Source organism: Ornithinimicrobium carbonis, assembly GCF_050703245.1.
Lineage (GTDB): Bacteria > Actinomycetota > Actinomycetes > Actinomycetales > Dermatophilaceae > Ornithinicoccus.
On the sequence record NZ_CP192647.1, the window covers coordinates 547,593 to 563,830 of the forward strand.

Sequence of the window (16,238 nt, forward strand, 5' to 3'; positions counted from 1 at the left end):
TCAGGGCGGGGCACCTCCGGTCGGGGTGCCCCGCCCGTCCGTGCGCCCGGCCTCCAGGAGCGCCAGCAGGAGGCGCCGCAGCTCCGTGCGGTCGTCCGGGGAGAGGTCGCCCACGGCGGCGTCGCCCGCGGCCCGGCGCTCGTCCCGCACCCGCCCGACCAGGTCCGAGCCGCGGGTGGTGAGGGTCAGCAGCACCGCCCGCCGGTCGGAGGGGTCGGGGGCGCGGACGAGGAGGCCGGCGGCCTCGAGGGCGTCGGCGACCTCCGTGGCCGACCGGGGGGCGATGCCCAGGTGCTCGGCTCGGTCCAGGGCGGAGACGCGGGCGCCGGCGGTGCTGCCGCCCTCCCCACCCCGGCGGGTGAGCCGGGCCACCGCGAGCAGGCCCCGCTCCTGGTGCGGCGTCAGACCGTGGTGGGCGGCCTCCTGCGCGCCGACCCGCCGCCAGCGCCGGGCCAGCCGCAGAAGCAGGTCCACCTCGCTGAGGTCGGCGGGATCGGGCACCCCGCAGGTATGCCGCGGGGCGCCGGGCGCGTGGCCGTCGCCGGGGTCCGGGGAGGGTGGGGCGGACGAGGACGGCATACCCGGATCCTAGGGGCGGGGGGAAATAAAGAGGCAACCTCACTATGTTGACACCACTGCGCCGTGCGGCGCGGCCGGCACCGACGACCGGCCACCACGGAAAGGAGACGCGGATGACCGACGTCTCGAGCCTCGCCCCCGGCACCGGGGAGCGCGGCGACGGCGGACGCGGTGGACGCGGCCCCGGCGCCGGAGCCCGCCCCGACCCCCGCGACCGCGCCCAGCAGGCCGCCCACCCCGTCAGCGGCCGCCGCGTCCTGGCCCTCTTCGCCCCCCACCGGCGCGCCGTCGCCGCCGTGCTCGTCCTGATCGTCACCAGCTCGGCCCTCGGGCTGGTCGCCCCCTTCCTGGTCAAGGAGATCGTCGACGTGGCGATCCCCGAGCAGGACGTGCGGCTGCTGCTCGTGCTCGTCGGCCTCATGGTGGGGGCCGCGGTCGTGACCGCCGTGCTCGGGGTCCTGCAGACCTGGATCAGCACCACGGTCGGCCAGCGGATCATGCACCGCCTGCGGACCGACCTGTTCACCACCCTGCAGCGTCAGCCGCTGGCCTTCTTCACCCGGACCCGCTCGGGCGAGGTGCAGTCCAGGCTCACCCACGACGTGTCGGGGCTGCAGGGCGTGGTGACCTCGACCGCCACCTCGCTGGCCGGCAACGTGGCCACCGTCGTCGGCACGCTCGTCGCGATGGTCGTCCTGAGCCCGGCGCTGGCGCTGCTGTCCCTCGTCGTCATCCCGCCCGCGGTCCTGGTCACCCGGTCCGTCGCCCGGCTGCGGCGCGACGCCACCGACCGCCGGCAGAAGGCGCTCGCCGGGCTGCACGCCCAGGTCGAGGAGTCGCTGTCGGTCAGCGGGGCCCGCCTCAGCAAGACCCTGGGGGCGGGGGAGCGGCTCGCCCGCCGGTTCTCCGACCACAGCGCCGGCCTGCTGGACCTGGAGGTCGCCGCACAGATCGCCGGCCGGTGGCGGACCGCCACGATGGGCATCGTCTTCGCCGTGGTGCCGGCCGCGCTCTACCTCGTCGCCGGCCTTCCCGTGACCGGCGCCGGCATCTCCATCGGCACGCTCGTGGCGTTCACCGCCCTGCAGGCCGGGATCTTCCGTCCGGTGATGGGGCTGCTCTCGGTCGGCGTGCAGGTGACCGCCTCGATGGCGCTCTTCAGCCGGATCTTCGAGTACCTCGACCTGCCGGTCGAGGTCGCCGAGCCCGACCCGGCGTCGGCCCGGACCCTCGACCCGACGCACGCGCGCGGCGAGCTGCGGCTGGAGGGGGTCACCTACCGCCACCCCGGCGCCGTCCGCGACGCGCTCGCCGACGTGGACCTCGTCGTCCCGGCCGGTGCCACCGTGGCCCTGGTCGGTGCGACCGGCTCGGGCAAGAGCACGCTCGCCTCCCTGCTGACCCGTCTGGACGACCCCACCCGCGGGCGGGTGCTCCTCGACGGGATCGACCTGCGGGACCTGCCCTCGGCCGAGCGCGCCGCCGTGGTCGGGGTCGTGTCCCAGGAGACCTACCTGATCCACGCCTCCGTCAGGGAGAACCTGCGCCTGGCCCGGCCGGAGGCCACCGACGAGCAGCTCGTGCAGGCGGCCCGGGACGCCCAGATCCACGACCACGTGGCCGGCTTGCCCGACGGCTACGACACGGTCGTGGGGGCCCGCGGCCACCGCTTCTCCGGCGGGGAGCAGCAGCGGCTCGCGCTGGCCCGCACCCTGCTCCGCGACCCCCAGGTGCTGGTCCTCGACGAGGCCACCAGCGCCCTGGACACCCGCACCGAGGCGGCCGTTCAGGCGGCCCTGGACCGGGTGGGCCGGGGGCGCACGGTGGTGACCATCGCCCACCGGCTCTCCACCGTGCGCGAGGCCGACCTCGTCGTCGTCCTGGACGCCGGCCGGGTGGTCGAGCAGGGAACCCACGCCGAGCTGCTCGGGCGACAGGGTGCGTATGCCGCGCTCGTCGCCGCCGGGACGGTCGGCGCTCGCCCCGCCCCGGACGGAGCTCCGGTCGCGCAGGTCGGGCGCGTGGGCCTGGCGGCCTGAGGGGGCGTGGGCGGGGAAAGGTGTTCGCCAGGCCCGCCGCGGGGCGATATCCTCGGCGGACGCACCATTTCCCCCCAACCACTTCGTGAGGTGTCCCGTGCCCACCGGCAAGGTCAGGTTCTACGACGAGGACAAGGGCTTCGGCTTCCTCGCCAGCGACGAGGGCGACGACGTCTTCGTCCCCCCCGCACGGCGCTGCCCGCCGGCACGGAGACGCTCACCCGCGGCACCCGGGTGGAGTTCGACATCGTCGCCGGTAGGAAGGGCGACCAGGCGCTGCACGTGCGGCTGCTCGACCCGCCGCCCTCGGTCTCCCGCGGGCTGACGCTGCGCGACCGCAAGCCCGCCGAGGAGATGGTGGTCGTCGTCGAGGACCTCATCACCCTGCTGGACCAGACCTCGACGTCGCTGCGCAAGGGCCACTACCCCGACCGCGCCCACGGTGCCACGCTGGCCAAGGCCCTGCGGGCCGTCGCCGACCAGTTCGAGGCCGGGAGCTGACGCCGGTGGCCGCCCCCAAGGCCGACGCCGTCCTCACCTCCGCCGTGGAGGTCGCCCGGCTGGCCGCCGAGGAGATCGCCGAGCCCGGCACGGTGGGGGAGCACCTCGGCGTCGCCATGGAGAGCGACCGGGTCGCGACCCACTCCTTCGCCTGCACCGCCCGGGCCTACCCGGGCTGGCGCTGGGCAGTCACCCTCGCCCGCGCCTCGCGGGCCCGCCGGGCCACGGTCTCCGAGGTCCACCTGCTCCCCGGCGAGGGGGCGCTGCTCTCCCCGGAGTGGGTGCCCTACGCCGAGCGCCTGGCCCCCGGGGACATCGGGCCGCAGGACCGCACGCCCTACGTCGAGGAGGACCCGCGGTTGGAGCCCGGGTGGGAGGCCACCGGGGAGGAGGACGTGGACCAGGTCGCCACCTGGGAGCTGGGTCTGGGACGACCCCGGGTGCTCTCCGCCGAGGGCAGGGACGCCGCCGCCACCCGCTGGTGGGAGGGCGAGCACGGACCGACGAGCGACACCGCGCGCAAGGCTCCGGCCCCCTGCTCCACCTGCGGCTACTTCGTCCCGATGGCGGGCGCCCTGCGCTCGGTCTTCGGCGTGTGCGCCAACGAGTGGTCGCCCGCCGACGGGTCCGTGGTGGCGCTGACCTTCGGGTGCGGGGCGCACAGCGAGGTGGACGTCGAGCGGCGCCCTCCGGAGCGCGTGGACCCGCCGGTGCTGGACGACGAGTCCGAGATCGAGTTCCTCGAGCGCTGACCCGGCCCGTCAGGCCATCTCGGCGTTGCCGCGTCCGCGCGTCAGGTAGACGTGCCCCAGCGCTCCACCGACCAGGCCCGCGACCGGGATCCACACCCACCACTCCCGGCCGTCGGACCGCAGGGCGGGGACGAGGAGCAGGAGCAGCAGGGCGACGGCCCAGAGGAGCAGGCCCCAGCGGACCAGCACGACGGTGCGCACCCGGCTCTGCGGGACCGTGATGTCGTCCGGTGACGGAGTTCGGGGGGCCTGGTCCACGGCACTACGCTAGCGCGCATGCCCGACACCTCCGCCGGCACCCGCGTGCCCGGATCCGCCCAGTCCGGATCGACCCTCGACCGCTACTTCCATATCACGGAGCGGGGCTCGACGGTGGCCCGCGAGATCCGCGGCGGTCTGGCCACCTTCTTCACGATGGCCTACATCATCGTGCTCAACCCCGCTCATCATCGGGACCGTTCCCGACGGGACCGGTGAGTTCCTCGCCGGCGGCGACCTGGCGGTCATCGCCGCGGTGACCGCGCTCGTGGCCGGCGTGATGACCATCCTCATGGGCGCCGTCGCCAACTATCCGCTCGCCCTCGCGACGGGTCTGGGCCTGAACGCGTTCGTCGCCTACGGGGTGGCCAGCCTGGAGGGGATGACCTGGGCGGACGCGATGGGTCTGGTGGTCCTGGAGGGCCTCATCATCCTGGTTTTGGTCCTCACCGGCTTCCGGGAGGCGGTCTTCCGGGCCATCCCGGCCCAGCTGAAGGTCGCGATCAGCGTGGGCATCGGCCTGTTCATCACGATCATCGGCCTGGTGGACGCCGGGGTGGTCCGCAAGCCCGTCGGAGGCCCCGTCCCCGTGGAGCTGGGCGTGGGCGGGTTCCTCGCCGGCTGGCCCACCCTCGTCTTCCTCGTCGGGCTCTTCCTCATCGCGGCCCTGCTCACCCTGCGGGTCCAGGGCGCCATCCTCTACGGCATCATCACCGCCACCGTGCTGGCGATCGTCGTGGAGGCGGTCGTCCAGGTCGGTGCGCAGGCCCCGGACGGGAGCAACCCGACGGGCTGGGGCCTGAACGTCCCGGCGCTGCCGGAGTCGCTGGTGCGCACGCCCGACTTCAGCCTGCTCGGCGAGTTCAGCCTGCTCGGGTCGTTCTCGGCCATCGGGGCGACGGCCGTCCTGCTGCTCGTCTTCACGCTCATGCTCGCGGACTTCTTCGACACGATGGGCACCATGGTCGCGGTCGGCGCCGAGGCCGACCTGCTCGACGAGGAGGGCAACCCGCCCAACACCCGCCGCATCCTCGTCGTCGACTCCCTGGCGGCCGCCGCCGGCGGTGCCGCCGGCGTCAGCAGCAACACCTCCTACATCGAGTCCACCGCCGGCGTCGGCGAGGGGGCGCGCACGGGTCTGGCCTCCATCGTCACGGGGGTCCTCTTCCTGCTGGCCACCTTCCTCTCCCCGCTCGTGGCGGTCGTGCCGCACGAGGCCGCCACCCCGGCCCTGGTCATCGTCGGCTTCCTCATGATGCAGCAGGTGACCGGCATCGACTGGGACGACCTGGAGATCGCCCTGCCGGCCTTCCTCACCATCGTGCTCATGCCGTTCACCTACTCGATCACCGCGGGCATCGGCGCGGGTTTCGTGGCCTACGTGCTGCTGAAGGTGGTCCGCGGCAAGGCGGGCAGCGTGCACGTGCTCATGTGGATCGTCGCGGTGCTCTTCCTGGTCTACTTCGGGATCGACCCCATCCAGGGCTGGCTCGGCGTCTGAGGTCCGCCGACCGACCCCCCCAGATCTGCCCGCGACCGCCCCGCGACCGGCCGTGCTCCCGGGGCGGGCTGCGCGCAGAGTCGTTAGGTCGGGTAATGACCTAGACTAAGGATCGTGCCTTCGCCCGACCCCGACACCTCCGCGCTGGCGCACGACCTGCGCATCGCGTGCATGCGGGTCGCGCGCCGGGTGCGCTACGACGCCGACAACACGATCCCGCCGCACCTGTTCAGCGTCCTGGTCCGCCTGGCCGAGCAGCCCCGCACCGTCGGTGAGCTGGCCGCGATCGAGCAGGTCAGCGCCCCCAGCATGAGCCGGGCGGTCGCGCAGGTCTGCGAGGCGGGGTGGGCCTCCCGGTCGGCCGACGAGCACGACGGCCGGCTGGTGCGCCTCACGCTGTCCAGCGAGGGCGAGGAGACCGTGCGCCGGGAACGTGCCCACCGCGACGCCTGGATGACCGAGCGGCTCGAGGGCCTCACCGGGGAGCAGCGCCGGGTGCTGCGCGAGGCCACCGACCTGCTCGGGGAGGTGGTGGACCGGTGAGCACCATGTTCGCCGCCCTGTCGGTGCGCAACTACCGCGTCTACGCCGCCGGCGCCCTCGTCTCCAACACCGGCACCTGGATGGGCCGCGTCGCCCAGGACTGGGTCGTGCTCACCGAGCTCACCGAGAACTCCGCCTCGGCCCTGGGCATCGTCACCGGGCTGCAGTTCCTGCCGATCGTGCTGCTCAGCCCGATCGCGGGGTCCGTCAGCGACGCCTTCCCCAAACGCCGCGTGATGATGATCAGCCAGTCCCTCATGGGGTTGTTCGCCGTGATCATGGGGCTGTGGGTGCTGTCGGGCCAGATGGAGCTGTGGCACATGTACGTCATGGCCTTCCTCAGCGGCGCGGCCGCGGCCTTCGACGCCCCCGCCCGGCAGGCCTTCGTCTCGGAGATGGTGCCCCCGGAGCGGCTGACCAACGCGGTAGGTCTGAACAGCGCCTCCTTCCACTCCGGCCGGCTGCTGGGCCCGGCCACGGCCGGCGTCCTCATCGCCTGGCTCGGCACCGGCCCCACGCTGCTCGTCAACGCGGCCACCTTCGCCGCGGTCATCCTGGCGCTGCTCCTCCTCGACCCCGCGCTGCTGACCCCGCCCCCGGACAGGACCGGCAAGGGGCGGGCCAAGGTGCGCGAGGGGGTGGCCTACGTCCGGGGGCGCCCGGACATCATCCTCATCATGGTGATCGCGTTCATGCACGGCACCTTCGGGATGAACTTCCAGATCACCAACGCCCTCATGGCCACCGAGATCTACGGCAAGGGGGTGCAGGAGTACGGCGTCACCGGCTCGGTCATGGCGATCGGGTCGTTGGCGGGGGCGCTGCTGGCCGCCCGGCGCGACCGTCCGCGCTGGCGGCTCCTGCTGGGGTCGCTCGCAGCCTTCGCCGTGTTCACCTTCCTCGCCGCGCTCGCCCCCACCTTCCTCGTCTACACGGTCCTGCTGATCCCCACCGGGCTGACCGCGCTGACGGTCATGGTGAGCGCCAACGCCATGGTGCAGCTGTCGGTGGACCCCGCCGTCCGGGGCCGGGTCATGGCCCTCTACATGACCGTCTTCTTCGGCGGCACCCCGCTGGGGTCCCCGCTCATCGGGTGGATCGGCGAGCACTGGGGTGCGCGCTGGACCATCCTCATCGCCACCATCGCGTGCGGAGCCACCGCGGTCCTTGCGACCATCTACGTGATGCACCATGACAACCTGCGCCTCCGGCTGCGTCCCAGCTGGCTCCGTCCGCTCGTCCTCGAGCGCGGCGCGGCGCTGACCGAACCCCTCCCCGAGAAGGTGACCTGATGAACGCCCGAGCCCGACGCCTCGTCGTCCTGCTGGCCCTGGCCGCGCTGCTGCTGGTGCCCGTGCTGGCGACCCTCGCCTGATGGCGACCTTCACCACCCGACCGACCCTGACCGGCACCCACGGGATGGTCTCCAGCACCCACTGGCTGGCGTCCCAGGCCGCCATGCGGATGCTCGAGCTCGACGGCAACGCCGCCGACGGCGCCGTCGCCGCCGGACTGGTGCTCCAGGTCGTCGAGCCGCACCTCAACGGGCCCGGTGGCGACCTGCCGCTCCTCGTCGCCTCCGCCGCCGACCCGGTCCCGCGGGTGCTCTGCGGGCAGGGGCCGGCCCCTGCCGCCGCCACCGCCGAGCACTTCGCCGCCGTGGGGCTGGACCGCGTGCCGGGAGCCGGTCCGCTGGCCACCGCGGTGCCCGGCGCCACCGAGGCCTGGCTCGTCCTGCTGCGCGACCTGGGCACCATGAGCCTGGCCGAGGTGGCGGCCCCGGCCCTGCACTACGCCCGGCACGGCCACCCGGTCCTGGAGCGGGTCAGCGCCACCGTCGCCTCGGTGCAGGGCCTCTTCGAGGAGGACTGGACGACCTCGGCCGACACCTGGCTCGTCGGTGGCGCGCCACCCGGGCCGGGGACGCTGTTCGCCAACCCCGCCTGGGCAGACACCCTCGAGCGGCTGCTCGCGGAGGAGCGCTCGTCCACCGGGACCCGCGAGCAGGGGATCGACGCCGTGCGCCGCGCCTGGTCGCAGGGCTTCGTAGCGCAGGCCGTGGACGCCTTCGCCCGCCGCGCCTTCCGTCACCCCGGCGGTCCCGTGCTGCCCGGCGTGCTCACCGCGCGCGGACATGGCCGACTTCGAGGCCACCTGGGAGGACGCCGTCACCGCGGAGTGGCACGGCCACACGATCGCCAAGACCGGCCCCTGGGGGCAGGGTCCGGCCCTCCTGCAGGTGCTGGGGATGCTGGACCACCTCGGCGCCGGGGACCCCGCCGCCACCGACCTGGACACCGTCGAGGGGCTGCACGCGCTCGTGGAGACCTGGAAGCTGGCCATGGCCGACCGCGAGGCCTGGCTCGGCGACAGCACCGAGGTGCCGCTGGAGGACCTGCTCTCGCAGGCCTACCTCGCCGACCGCGCCGCGCTCGTCGGGACGACGGCCGACCGGACGGTGCGGCCCGGCTCGCCGGGCGGCCGCACCCCGCGCCTGGCCGCCCAGGCGCTCACGGTCGAGGGCGCCGGCGCCACGGACGCCACGGTCGGTGAGCCCACCGTCCCTGGCGCCCGCAGCAGCGACCCGGACGTGGACGCCGACGGCACCACCCGTGGCGACACCTGCCACGTCGACGTCGTCGACCGGTGGGGGATGCTCGTCTCGGCGACCCCCAGCGGCGGCTGGCTGCAGTCCTCCCCGACGATCCCCGAGCTCGGGTTCGCGCTCGGCAGCCGCCTGCAGATGACCTGGCTGGAGCAGGGACTGCCCAGCTCGCTCGTGCCCGGCCGCCGACCCCGGACGACGCTCACGCCCACGCTCGTGCTGCGCGACGGCATACCCGTCCTGGCCTGCGGCAGTCCCGGCGGCGACCAGCAGGACCAGTGGCAGAGCGTCTTCCTGCTGCGCCACCTGGTCGGCGGGCTGTCCCTGCAGGAGGCGATCGACGCGCCGCAGCTGCACACGACCAGCTTCCCGGGCAGCTTCGTCCCGCGCGCCACCGAGCCCGGGGTCGTGGTCGCCGAGTCCCGCCTCGGCCCGCAGCTGCTCGCCGGCCTGCGGACCCGCGGCCACGAGGTGGTCGACGCGGGTCCCTGGTCGCTGGGCCGGCTGTGCGCCGTGGCCCGCGACCCGGGGACCGGGATCCTGTCCGCCGCCGCCAACCCCCGGGGGATGCAGGGGTATGCCGTGGGGCGTTGACCCCGCAGATCACCTACCGTGGGGCTCGCCCCACCCGAGCAGGAGGACCAGTGCCCACCCCCGTGAACCTCGCCAAGCTGGCCATGAAGTACGGCCCCGTCGTCTACACGCTCGCCCAGCGCTACGGCCCCCAGGTGGCCGAGCAGATCCTGCGCAGGGACGCTCCCGCGCGGCAGTTCGTCGACGAGCAGCGTCAGCGGCTGGGCACGGGAGCGCGGAGGCACGCGCTGGCCCACGCCGACAGCGTCGTGGACGGCACGGTGCAGCAGGTCTTCCACGCGGGCGAGGCCTACTGGGTCGTCTTCTCGCGCAACGAACCGGTCGGCGTGCACCCGCACACGAACCTGCCCTACGAGACCCTCCTGCTCAACACCGACCCGGCCAAGCGCCGCCGTCCCGGGGAGCTGCGGCGGACCGTGTCCCTGCCCCGGTCGCCGCGCCGGACCCGGCGGCAGCCGTGAGCACCGGGCCGTTCTCGGCGGTGCGCGTGGACTACGAGGGGGAGGGGCTCTCCGAGGAGGTCTGCCCCCGGGCCCCGTGGTCCATCGTCCAGGACTGGATCGCCGAGGCGGTCGCCCGCCAGAGCGAGCGGGGAGACGTACCCGAACCGCTGGCCATGTCGGTGGCCACCAGCGACCCGGACGGCCTCCCGGACGTGCGCACCGTGCTCCTGCGCGACCTCGACCGGCGGGGCCCGGCGTTCTACACCTGCACCTCATCGGCCAAGGGCGAGCAGCTCGCGGCCAACCCGGGGATGGCGGTCGCCCTGACCTGGCCTGCGATGTTCCGGGCCGTGCGGATGCGCGGGTATGCCGAGGCGCTGCCCCGCGAGCAGGTCCAGAACTACTTCCGCAGCCGGCCGTGGGGCGCCCGGGTGGGTGCGCACGCCTCGGCCCAGTCGAGTCCGGTGCCCGACCGCGCGGCGCTGGAGGCGGCATACCAGCAGAGCGCGGAGCGCTTCCCGGACACCGGCTCCGCCGACGACGTCCCGCTGCCCGAGGGGTGGGGCGGCTACCGGCTCGTGGCCGACCGGGTGGAGCTGTGGGCGGGCCGGCGCAGCCGCCTGCACGACCGGATCGTGTGGGAGCGGGTCGGGGCCGGTGGCCTGGACGAGCCCGCTGCGTGGCACCGCCTGCGGCTGCAGCCCTGAGCGGCGTCGCGACGGCTCGTAGGATGGCGACGTGAGCGAGCTGATCGACACCACCGAGATGTACCTCAAGACCGTCCTCGAGCTGGAGGAGGACGGCGTGGTGCCGATGCGGGCCCGGATCGCCGAGCGGCTGGCGCAGTCCGGCCCGACCGTCTCCCAGACGGTCGCCCGGATGGAGCGGGACGGCCTGCTCCACCTCGCGCCCGACCGGCGGCTGGAGCTGACCGAGGAGGGCCGTCTCGCCGCGGTCCGGGTCATGCGCAAGCACCGGCTGGCCGAGCGGCTGCTCGTGGACGTCATCGGGCTCGACCCGGCGTTCGTGCACGAGGAGGCGTGCCGCTGGGAGCACGTGATGAGCGAGCAGGTCGAGCAGCGGATCCTCGCGCTGCTGGAGGACGGCACCACCTCGCCCTACGGCAACCCGGTGCCCGGGCTGGCCGAGCTGGGCCGGGCCGAGGCGCCCGCCGCACAGGGACGTCCGAGCGTGGAGATCGCCCGGGGACGGGACGCCGGCGAGCCGGTGGAGGCCGTGGTCACCCGGATCGGCGAGCCGGTCCAGGTCGACCCGGAGGTGCTCGGGCTGCTGCTGGACTCCGGCATCCGTCCGGGTGCCCCCGTGCGGGTGTGGGTCGAGGACGAGAGGACGATCGTGGAGGCGCTCGACGGCGAGGCGGTCTCGCTCCCGGCGGACGTGGCCGCGCACGTGTTCTGCCGGTAGCCGGTCCGGCGCACGTGTCCGGCCGGCAGGTCGGTCCCGCGGTCCCCGGCTCCGTCGCCGCGGTGTGACATCGGTCACCCCCAGGCTGGGAGTCCGGTCACGTCGGCCGGGGTCACCGCAGGTCAGCGGATCCCCCTCACCCGGAGGGGTGGCCCCTCGTCCACAGGGTCGTGACCGAAACGTGACATAGGCTCCGGGGGCTGTGTAGCCTCGGCTGCGCTCCTCTCCCCTGGAGGAGAACCCGACGCGCACCGCCGAGTCCTGTCAGCGTGTCCGGGGTCAGCACGAGCACCGCGCGACAGGAGCGGGGGACCCACCCATCCGGGGCAGCGATGCCCCTCGGGGCGAACGGTCCGGCGCCCACCGGACCAGGGGACTTCCACCCCCAGCCCGACAGCTCACCCCGCAGGCACTGGAGGACACCCGTGATGCACCGATCCATGCCCGGCCGCCACCGTCGGCCCACCCGGCTGACCGTCGCCGGAGCCACCCTCACCCGCTCGGCCGCCGTCGCCGCCACCTCCACCGGTCTGCTCGCCGGTGCCGCCGTCACCGCCGGGGCCACTCCGCAGGACCGCTCGACCGGGGTCGCCGCCGCGGACGCGGTGCTGCGCGTCGTCGACCACGTCGCCGCCACCGAGCGCCCGGCGGTCGCCGCCAAGGCGCCGCAGGTCGTGGAGGCCGCGACGTCCTTCGGGACGGCGGGCTTCTCCGCCGCCCGGGTCGTGGCCGCCACCCCCACCGCGGACCAGGCCGCGCCGCCCGTCGCCGAGCGCGAGCGCGGCGCCGCCAGCCGGAGCGGTCAGCGTCCGGCCGCGCCGGTCGCCCAGGACACCGCGACGCCGGTCTCCGGGTCCTCGGCCGAGGCCGCGCCGGTCCAGGAGCAGGTCGCCACCCAGCAGGCCGCGCCGGCGCAGACGACCGCGGCTCCACAGCCGGCCGCGGCCCCCGAGCCGGCACCCGCCCCCGAGCCGGCGCCCGCTCCGGCCGCGACAGGAGGGGTCCTCTCCGTCGCCGCCGCCTACACCGGCATCCCCTACGTCTGGGGCGGCACCACCCCGGCCGGGGTTCGACTGCTCGGGCTACACCCAGTACGTCTTCGCCCAGGTCGGCATCTCCCTGCCGCGCACGGCGGCCCAGCAGCAGGCCTACGCCACCCCGGTGAGCGACCCGCGGGCCGGCGACCTGGTGTTCTACGGCTACCCCGCCTACCACATGGGGATCTACGCGGGGAACGGGATGATGTACGACTCGCCGCGGCCGGGGAAGTTCTCCTCGCTCCGCCCGATGTTCGACGGAGTCTCCGGCTTCGGTCGCGTCACCACCGGCTGACCCGACCGGCACCCTGCCCGCACGAGGGCCCCCGTCCGATCCGGACGGGGGCCCTCGTGCGGGCGCTCAGCGAGAGATCGAGGTCACCGGGTGGCCGCCTCCGCGCCCGCCTCGTCCGACTCGTCGTCGAACTCGCCGAGGATCTGCTCGAGGATGTCCTCCATCGAGGTCATCCCCACGACCCGCCCCTGCTCGTCCCGGACCAGCGCCAGCTGGGCGCGCTGCTGGCGCAGGGCGGCGACCGCGTCGATCAGCGGCATCGTGGCCTGGATGGAGGCCACCGGCTGCAGGAAGTCGCCCAGGGGGCGGTCCGCCCGGTCCCGGGCCGTGGCCAGGATCGCGTCGCGGACGTGGACGAGGCCGCGGATGCGCCGCGTGCCGGCCCGACCGGTCGGCTCGACCACGAAGAGGCGGGAGCGGCCGCTCTGCCTGCTGATCCGCTCCACGTCCGCGGCCGTCGCGGTGCGCGGGACGGTCACGGCCGCCGCCGCCGGGAACATCACCGCGGCCACCGTCTCCTGCTCCAGCCGCAGCGCCCCGGTGAGGATCTGGTGGTCGGCGTCCTCCAGCACCCCGTGCTCGTAGGACTGCGCGAGCAGCAGCTGCAGGTCGGCAGGCGTCTGCGCGTTGCCCAGCGCGTCGACCGGGTCGACCCCCACGACCCGCAGGACGAGGTTGGCCAGCTCGTTCATGACCCACAGCACGGGTCGCATGACCCAGGTGAAGGTCCGGAGGGCAGGGCCAGCAGCACGGCCGAGCTCTCCGGGTGGGAGATCGCCCAGGACTTGGGGGCCATCTCGCCCACGACCATGTGCAGGAAGACCACGACCGAGACGGCGATCACGACCGCGATCACGTGCACCATGACCTCGGGGACGCCGAGCCAGGCGATGAGCGGGTCCAGGGCGTAGGCCAGCGCGGGCTTGGCGATGGCACCGAGGGCGAGGGTGCACAGGGTGATCCCCAGCTGCGCCCCGGCCAGCATGAGGGAGAGCTCGCGGGAGGCGTCGACGGCGGCCCTGGCCGCGCGGCTGCCGGCCTCGGCGCGCTCCTCCAGGCGGTGCCGCTTGGCCGCCACGATGGCGAACTCGGCGGCGACGAAGAAGGCGTTGGCCACCAGCAGCAGGACGCTGACGAGCATGGCGGTGGTGGTGCTCACCGGGCCACCTCCAGGCTCTCGTCGACGGTCTCGTCGGTGGCGATCAGGATCGAGGTGTCCGAGGACAGCGCGCGCCCCTCTCATCCTCGCTCAGCCGGGACCAGTCGGCGACGCTGCGCGTGACGACGGGGTGCAGGGCGACGGTGTCGGGGACGTAGCGGTGGACGGTGACCACGTCGATGCGGGTCTGGTGCACGTCGTCGTCCCCGTCGCCGTTGCGACCGGTCCACCGGACGAGGACGCTGTCCCCCTCCTCGGCGGTGCGGCCGAGCCGGTCCAGGACCAGGCCGGAGATCGTGTCGTAGTTCTCGTCCTCCGGGAGCTCCACGCCCGTGACCTGGGCCACCTCGTCGATCCGCAGGCGGGCGGACAGGTCCCAGATGCCGTCGGCGCGGGCCTGGCTGGTGGACTCCTCCACGTCGTCCTCGTCCCAGATCTCGCCCACGACCTCCTCGGCGACGTCCTCGAAGGTCACCACGCCGGCGAAGCCGCCGTACTCGTCGTCGACCACGACCGCCAGCTGCTGGTGGGCCGAGCGCAGCTCCTCCAGGACCCGGGGCAGCGGGAGGGACTCGGGCACGATGAGGGCCTCGTCCGCCAGGTCGCGCACCGACGTGCCGGCGCGCGCCCGGGGGTCCACCTCCAGCAGGTCGTGCAGCCCGATCACCCCCACGACGTCGTCGATGTCCCGCCCCACGACGGGGAAGCGGGCGTGGCCCGACTCCAGCGCCTCGAGGACCACGGAGACGGTCTCGTCGGCCTGGATGGTCAGCACCGAGGGTCGGGGGGTCATGACCTCGCCGGCCACGCGGTCGCGGAAGGCCAGTCCGCGCTCGAGCAGGGTGGACAGCGCCTCGTCGAGGGTCCCGCCGCTCTGGGACTCCGCGATGATGCGTGTCAGGTCCTCAGGGGTGGCGCCCTGCGGGAGCTCCTCGACCGGTTCGATGCCCACGGACCGCAGCAGGGCGTTGGAGGCCGAGTCGAAGAGCCGGATCACCGGGCCCAGGACCGTGAGGTAGAGCAGGGTCGACCGGGACAGCGCGCGGGCCAGCGGAACCGGTCGCGCGATGGCCCAGTTCTTGGGGCCGAGCTCGCCGATGACCATCTGCAGGATGGTCGAGAACACGAGGACGCCGACCGAGAACGCCGAGATCATCGCCGCCCGGGTCAGCGGCCCCGCGTCGCCGAAGGTGTCCGACAGGCCGCGGACCAGCAGCTCCTCACCGAGGTAGCCGACGAGCAGGGCGGTGACGGTGATGCCGAACTGGGCGCCTGAGAGGGTGAAGGACAACCGGGAGGCGACCTTCAGCGCCCGCTGGGCGGGGGCGTCCCCCTCGTCCGCGAGCTGACGGAGCCGGCCGCGGTCGACGCTGACGTAGGCGAACTCCTGGGCCACGAAGTAGCCGGTCATGAAGGTGAGGACGACCACGACCGCCACTCCGGTCGCGATCAGCACGGGGTCCCCTGCCCCGGGGTGTGCAGCCGGGGCGAGCCCGGCCCGGTACTAGCGGGGTGGTCGGTGGATGACGCGTCGTTCATCCCGCCAGTGTACGGCGGGCACTAGGGTTCTCGGCGTGCCCGTCCGTGCGGTGGTGCTCCTCGTCGCCCTCGGTGGGGCGGCCGGGTCCCTGCTGCGCTGGGCCCTGGAGGGGTGGGTGGACGCCGGTGGGGGCAGCCCTTGGGGGACCCTCGCCGTCAACGTGCTGGGCTGTCTGCTCATGGGGGTGCTGCTCACCTGGCGGCGTCTGCCGTCGGTCCCCGCCTGGGCCCCGCCCCTGCTCGGCACCGGGGTCCTCGGGGGCTTCACCACCTTCTCGGGGTATGCGGTGTGGGCCCGCCTGCTCCCGTCCCCCGCCCGGGCGGACGCTGCCCTGCACCTGGGCCTGACCCCCGTGCTCTGCCTCCTCGCGCTGGCCTGCGGTGCGCTGCTCACGGGGCACGTGCTCGGCATACCCGTGCGTCCACCCCACGGCGGGGCCCGATGACGCCGTGGGTGGGGGTCCTGGCGGTCGCCGCCGGCGGCGCGGCCGGCGCGGTCGCCCGCTGGGTCCTGGCGCGGTGGCTGGGGGAGGGAGGGGGTCTCGTTCTGGCGAACGTGCTCGGGTCCGCCGCGCTGACCGCGCTGGTGCTGCGCGCCGGGTCGTGGCCGCCCGCCCTCCTGCTCCTCCTGGCGACCGGGGTGTGCGGGGCGCTCACCTCCTGGAGCACCCTGGTCGCACAGGTGTGGTGGGCCGCGGTGCAGGGCCGGTGGCGCGCCGTGCTCGCGGTGCTGGGGGGATCGCTGGGCGGTGGTCTGGCCGCCGTCCTGCTGACCTGGTGGTCCCTGAGGCGGTGACCCGTGCGCGCCGGCCGCGCCGGACGGGGCGGCCGGGCGGGCAGGGCGGGTGAGGGCCGGGGCCGACACGGCACCCGTCCTGCGGGGGTCTGTCGGTGGCACCTCCTACGGTGGTCGTGACGGTGGGCGTCGGTGGCGACCGCCGGACGGGCACCGAGGATCGAGCGAAGGA

At 74.5% G+C, this 16,238-nt stretch carries 14 protein-coding genes and 4 pseudogenes; 13 read left to right on the forward strand and 5 right to left on the reverse strand.

Annotation, left to right across the window (positions count from 1 at the left end; genetic code table 11):
- Positions 1 to 579, reverse strand: a complete 579-nt coding sequence (locus tag ACQ95T_RS02795; RefSeq protein ID WP_431473504.1) for a MarR family winged helix-turn-helix transcriptional regulator — start codon at positions 577 to 579, stop codon at positions 1 to 3.
- A 113-nt stretch (positions 580 to 692) separates the two neighbouring features.
- Between ACQ95T_RS02795 and ACQ95T_RS02800 the strand changes: the two genes are divergently transcribed.
- From ACQ95T_RS02800 to ACQ95T_RS02810, 3 genes and pseudogenes are all read left to right on the forward strand, one after another.
- Positions 693 to 2,618, forward strand: a complete 1,926-nt coding sequence (locus tag ACQ95T_RS02800) for an ABC transporter ATP-binding protein (protein ID WP_431473505.1) — start codon at positions 693 to 695, stop codon at positions 2,616 to 2,618.
- A 97-nt stretch (positions 2,619 to 2,715) separates the two neighbouring features.
- Positions 2,716 to 3,119, forward strand: a pseudogene (locus tag ACQ95T_RS02805) (cold-shock protein).
- A 5-nt stretch (positions 3,120 to 3,124) separates the two neighbouring features.
- Complete coding sequence (locus ACQ95T_RS02810) at positions 3,125 to 3,871, forward strand: DUF3027 domain-containing protein (RefSeq protein ID WP_425939192.1); 747 nt, start codon at positions 3,125 to 3,127, stop codon at positions 3,869 to 3,871.
- Positions 3,872 to 3,880: 9 nt separating this feature from the next.
- Here the strand turns inward: ACQ95T_RS02810 and ACQ95T_RS02815 are convergent, their stop codons facing one another.
- Positions 3,881 to 4,129: a DUF2530 domain-containing protein gene (locus ACQ95T_RS02815; RefSeq protein WP_425939194.1), complete on the reverse strand. Its 249-nt coding sequence runs from the start codon at positions 4,127 to 4,129 to the stop codon at positions 3,881 to 3,883.
- 18 nt (positions 4,130 to 4,147) lie between these two features.
- Here ACQ95T_RS02815 and ACQ95T_RS02820 point away from each other — a divergent pair.
- From ACQ95T_RS02820 to ACQ95T_RS02855, 8 genes and pseudogenes are all read left to right on the forward strand, one after another.
- Positions 4,148 to 5,630, forward strand: a pseudogene (locus ACQ95T_RS02820) (NCS2 family permease).
- Between the two features lie 114 nt (positions 5,631 to 5,744).
- A complete protein-coding gene (locus ACQ95T_RS02825; protein ID WP_425939198.1) occupies positions 5,745 to 6,173 on the forward strand; it encodes a MarR family winged helix-turn-helix transcriptional regulator in 429 nt (142 codons plus the stop codon).
- Between the two features lie 5 nt (positions 6,174 to 6,178).
- Positions 6,179 to 7,465: an MFS transporter gene (locus tag ACQ95T_RS02830; RefSeq protein WP_425940015.1), complete on the forward strand. Its 1,287-nt coding sequence runs from the start codon at positions 6,179 to 6,181 to the stop codon at positions 7,463 to 7,465.
- 82 nt (positions 7,466 to 7,547) lie between these two features.
- A pseudogene (locus ACQ95T_RS02835) lies at positions 7,548 to 9,372 on the forward strand (gamma-glutamyltransferase family protein).
- A gap of 50 nt (positions 9,373 to 9,422) precedes the next feature.
- A complete protein-coding gene (locus tag ACQ95T_RS02840; protein WP_425939202.1) occupies positions 9,423 to 9,833 on the forward strand; it encodes a hypothetical protein in 411 nt (136 codons plus the stop codon).
- A complete protein-coding gene (gene pdxH, locus ACQ95T_RS02845; protein ID WP_425939204.1) occupies positions 9,830 to 10,522 on the forward strand; it encodes a pyridoxamine 5'-phosphate oxidase in 693 nt (230 codons plus the stop codon). The genes ACQ95T_RS02840 and pdxH overlap by 4 nt, the downstream gene beginning before the upstream one ends.
- 31 nt (positions 10,523 to 10,553) lie before the next feature.
- The gene (locus ACQ95T_RS02850; RefSeq protein WP_425939206.1) at positions 10,554 to 11,240 is read left to right on the forward strand and encodes an iron dependent repressor, metal binding and dimerization domain protein; all 687 of its coding nucleotides are present in this window, start codon (positions 10,554 to 10,556) and stop codon (positions 11,238 to 11,240) included.
- 540 nt (positions 11,241 to 11,780) lie between these two features.
- Positions 11,781 to 12,572 (forward strand): C40 family peptidase, encoded by a 792-nt coding sequence (locus tag ACQ95T_RS02855; protein WP_431473506.1) that lies wholly within the window; start codon positions 11,781 to 11,783, stop codon positions 12,570 to 12,572.
- An 83-nt stretch (positions 12,573 to 12,655) separates the two neighbouring features.
- Here ACQ95T_RS02855 and ACQ95T_RS02860 read toward each other — a convergent pair whose 3' ends face one another.
- The 3 genes and pseudogenes from ACQ95T_RS02860 to ACQ95T_RS02870 all read right to left on the reverse strand — a co-directional run bounded on the left by ACQ95T_RS02860 (position 12,656) and on the right by ACQ95T_RS02870 (position 15,187).
- Complete coding sequence (locus ACQ95T_RS02860) at positions 12,656 to 13,072, reverse strand: CBS domain-containing protein (protein WP_431473898.1); 417 nt, start codon at positions 13,070 to 13,072, stop codon at positions 12,656 to 12,658.
- A 120-nt stretch (positions 13,073 to 13,192) separates the two neighbouring features.
- Positions 13,193 to 13,815: pseudogene (locus tag ACQ95T_RS02865) on the reverse strand (CNNM domain-containing protein); the annotation flags it as partial.
- Positions 13,775 to 15,187: a hemolysin family protein gene (locus ACQ95T_RS02870; protein ID WP_431473507.1), complete on the reverse strand. Its 1,413-nt coding sequence runs from the start codon at positions 15,185 to 15,187 to the stop codon at positions 13,775 to 13,777. The pseudogene ACQ95T_RS02865 and the gene ACQ95T_RS02870, both read right to left, overlap by 41 nt.
- A gap of 118 nt (positions 15,188 to 15,305) precedes the next feature.
- Between ACQ95T_RS02870 and ACQ95T_RS02875 the strand changes: the two genes are divergently transcribed.
- Complete coding sequence (locus ACQ95T_RS02875) at positions 15,306 to 15,716, forward strand: fluoride efflux transporter FluC (protein WP_425939214.1); 411 nt, start codon at positions 15,306 to 15,308, stop codon at positions 15,714 to 15,716.
- A complete protein-coding gene (locus ACQ95T_RS02880; protein WP_425939216.1) occupies positions 15,713 to 16,066 on the forward strand; it encodes a CrcB family protein in 354 nt (117 codons plus the stop codon). Before ACQ95T_RS02875 ends, ACQ95T_RS02880 begins: the two co-directional genes overlap by 4 nt.
- Positions 16,067 to 16,238: the final 172 nt, after the last annotated feature.

Bases quoted from the DNA above. Each gene is read 5' to 3' on its own strand.
- ACQ95T_RS02795 (WP_431473504.1), bottom strand. From the start codon at position 579: ATGCCGTCCTCGTCCGCCCCACCCTCCCCGGACCCCGGCGACGGCCAC.
- ACQ95T_RS02800 (WP_431473505.1), top strand. From the start codon at position 693: ATGACCGACGTCTCGAGCCTCGCCCCCGGCACCGGGGAGCGCGGCGAC.
- ACQ95T_RS02830 (WP_425940015.1), top strand. From the start codon at position 6,179: ATGTTCGCCGCCCTGTCGGTGCGCAACTACCGCGTCTACGCCGCCGGC.
- ACQ95T_RS02860 (WP_431473898.1), bottom strand. From the start codon at position 13,072: ATGTTCCCGGCGGCGGCGGCCGTGACCGTCCCGCGCACCGCGACGGCC.
- ACQ95T_RS02880 (WP_425939216.1), top strand. From the start codon at position 15,713: ATGACGCCGTGGGTGGGGGTCCTGGCGGTCGCCGCCGGCGGCGCGGCC.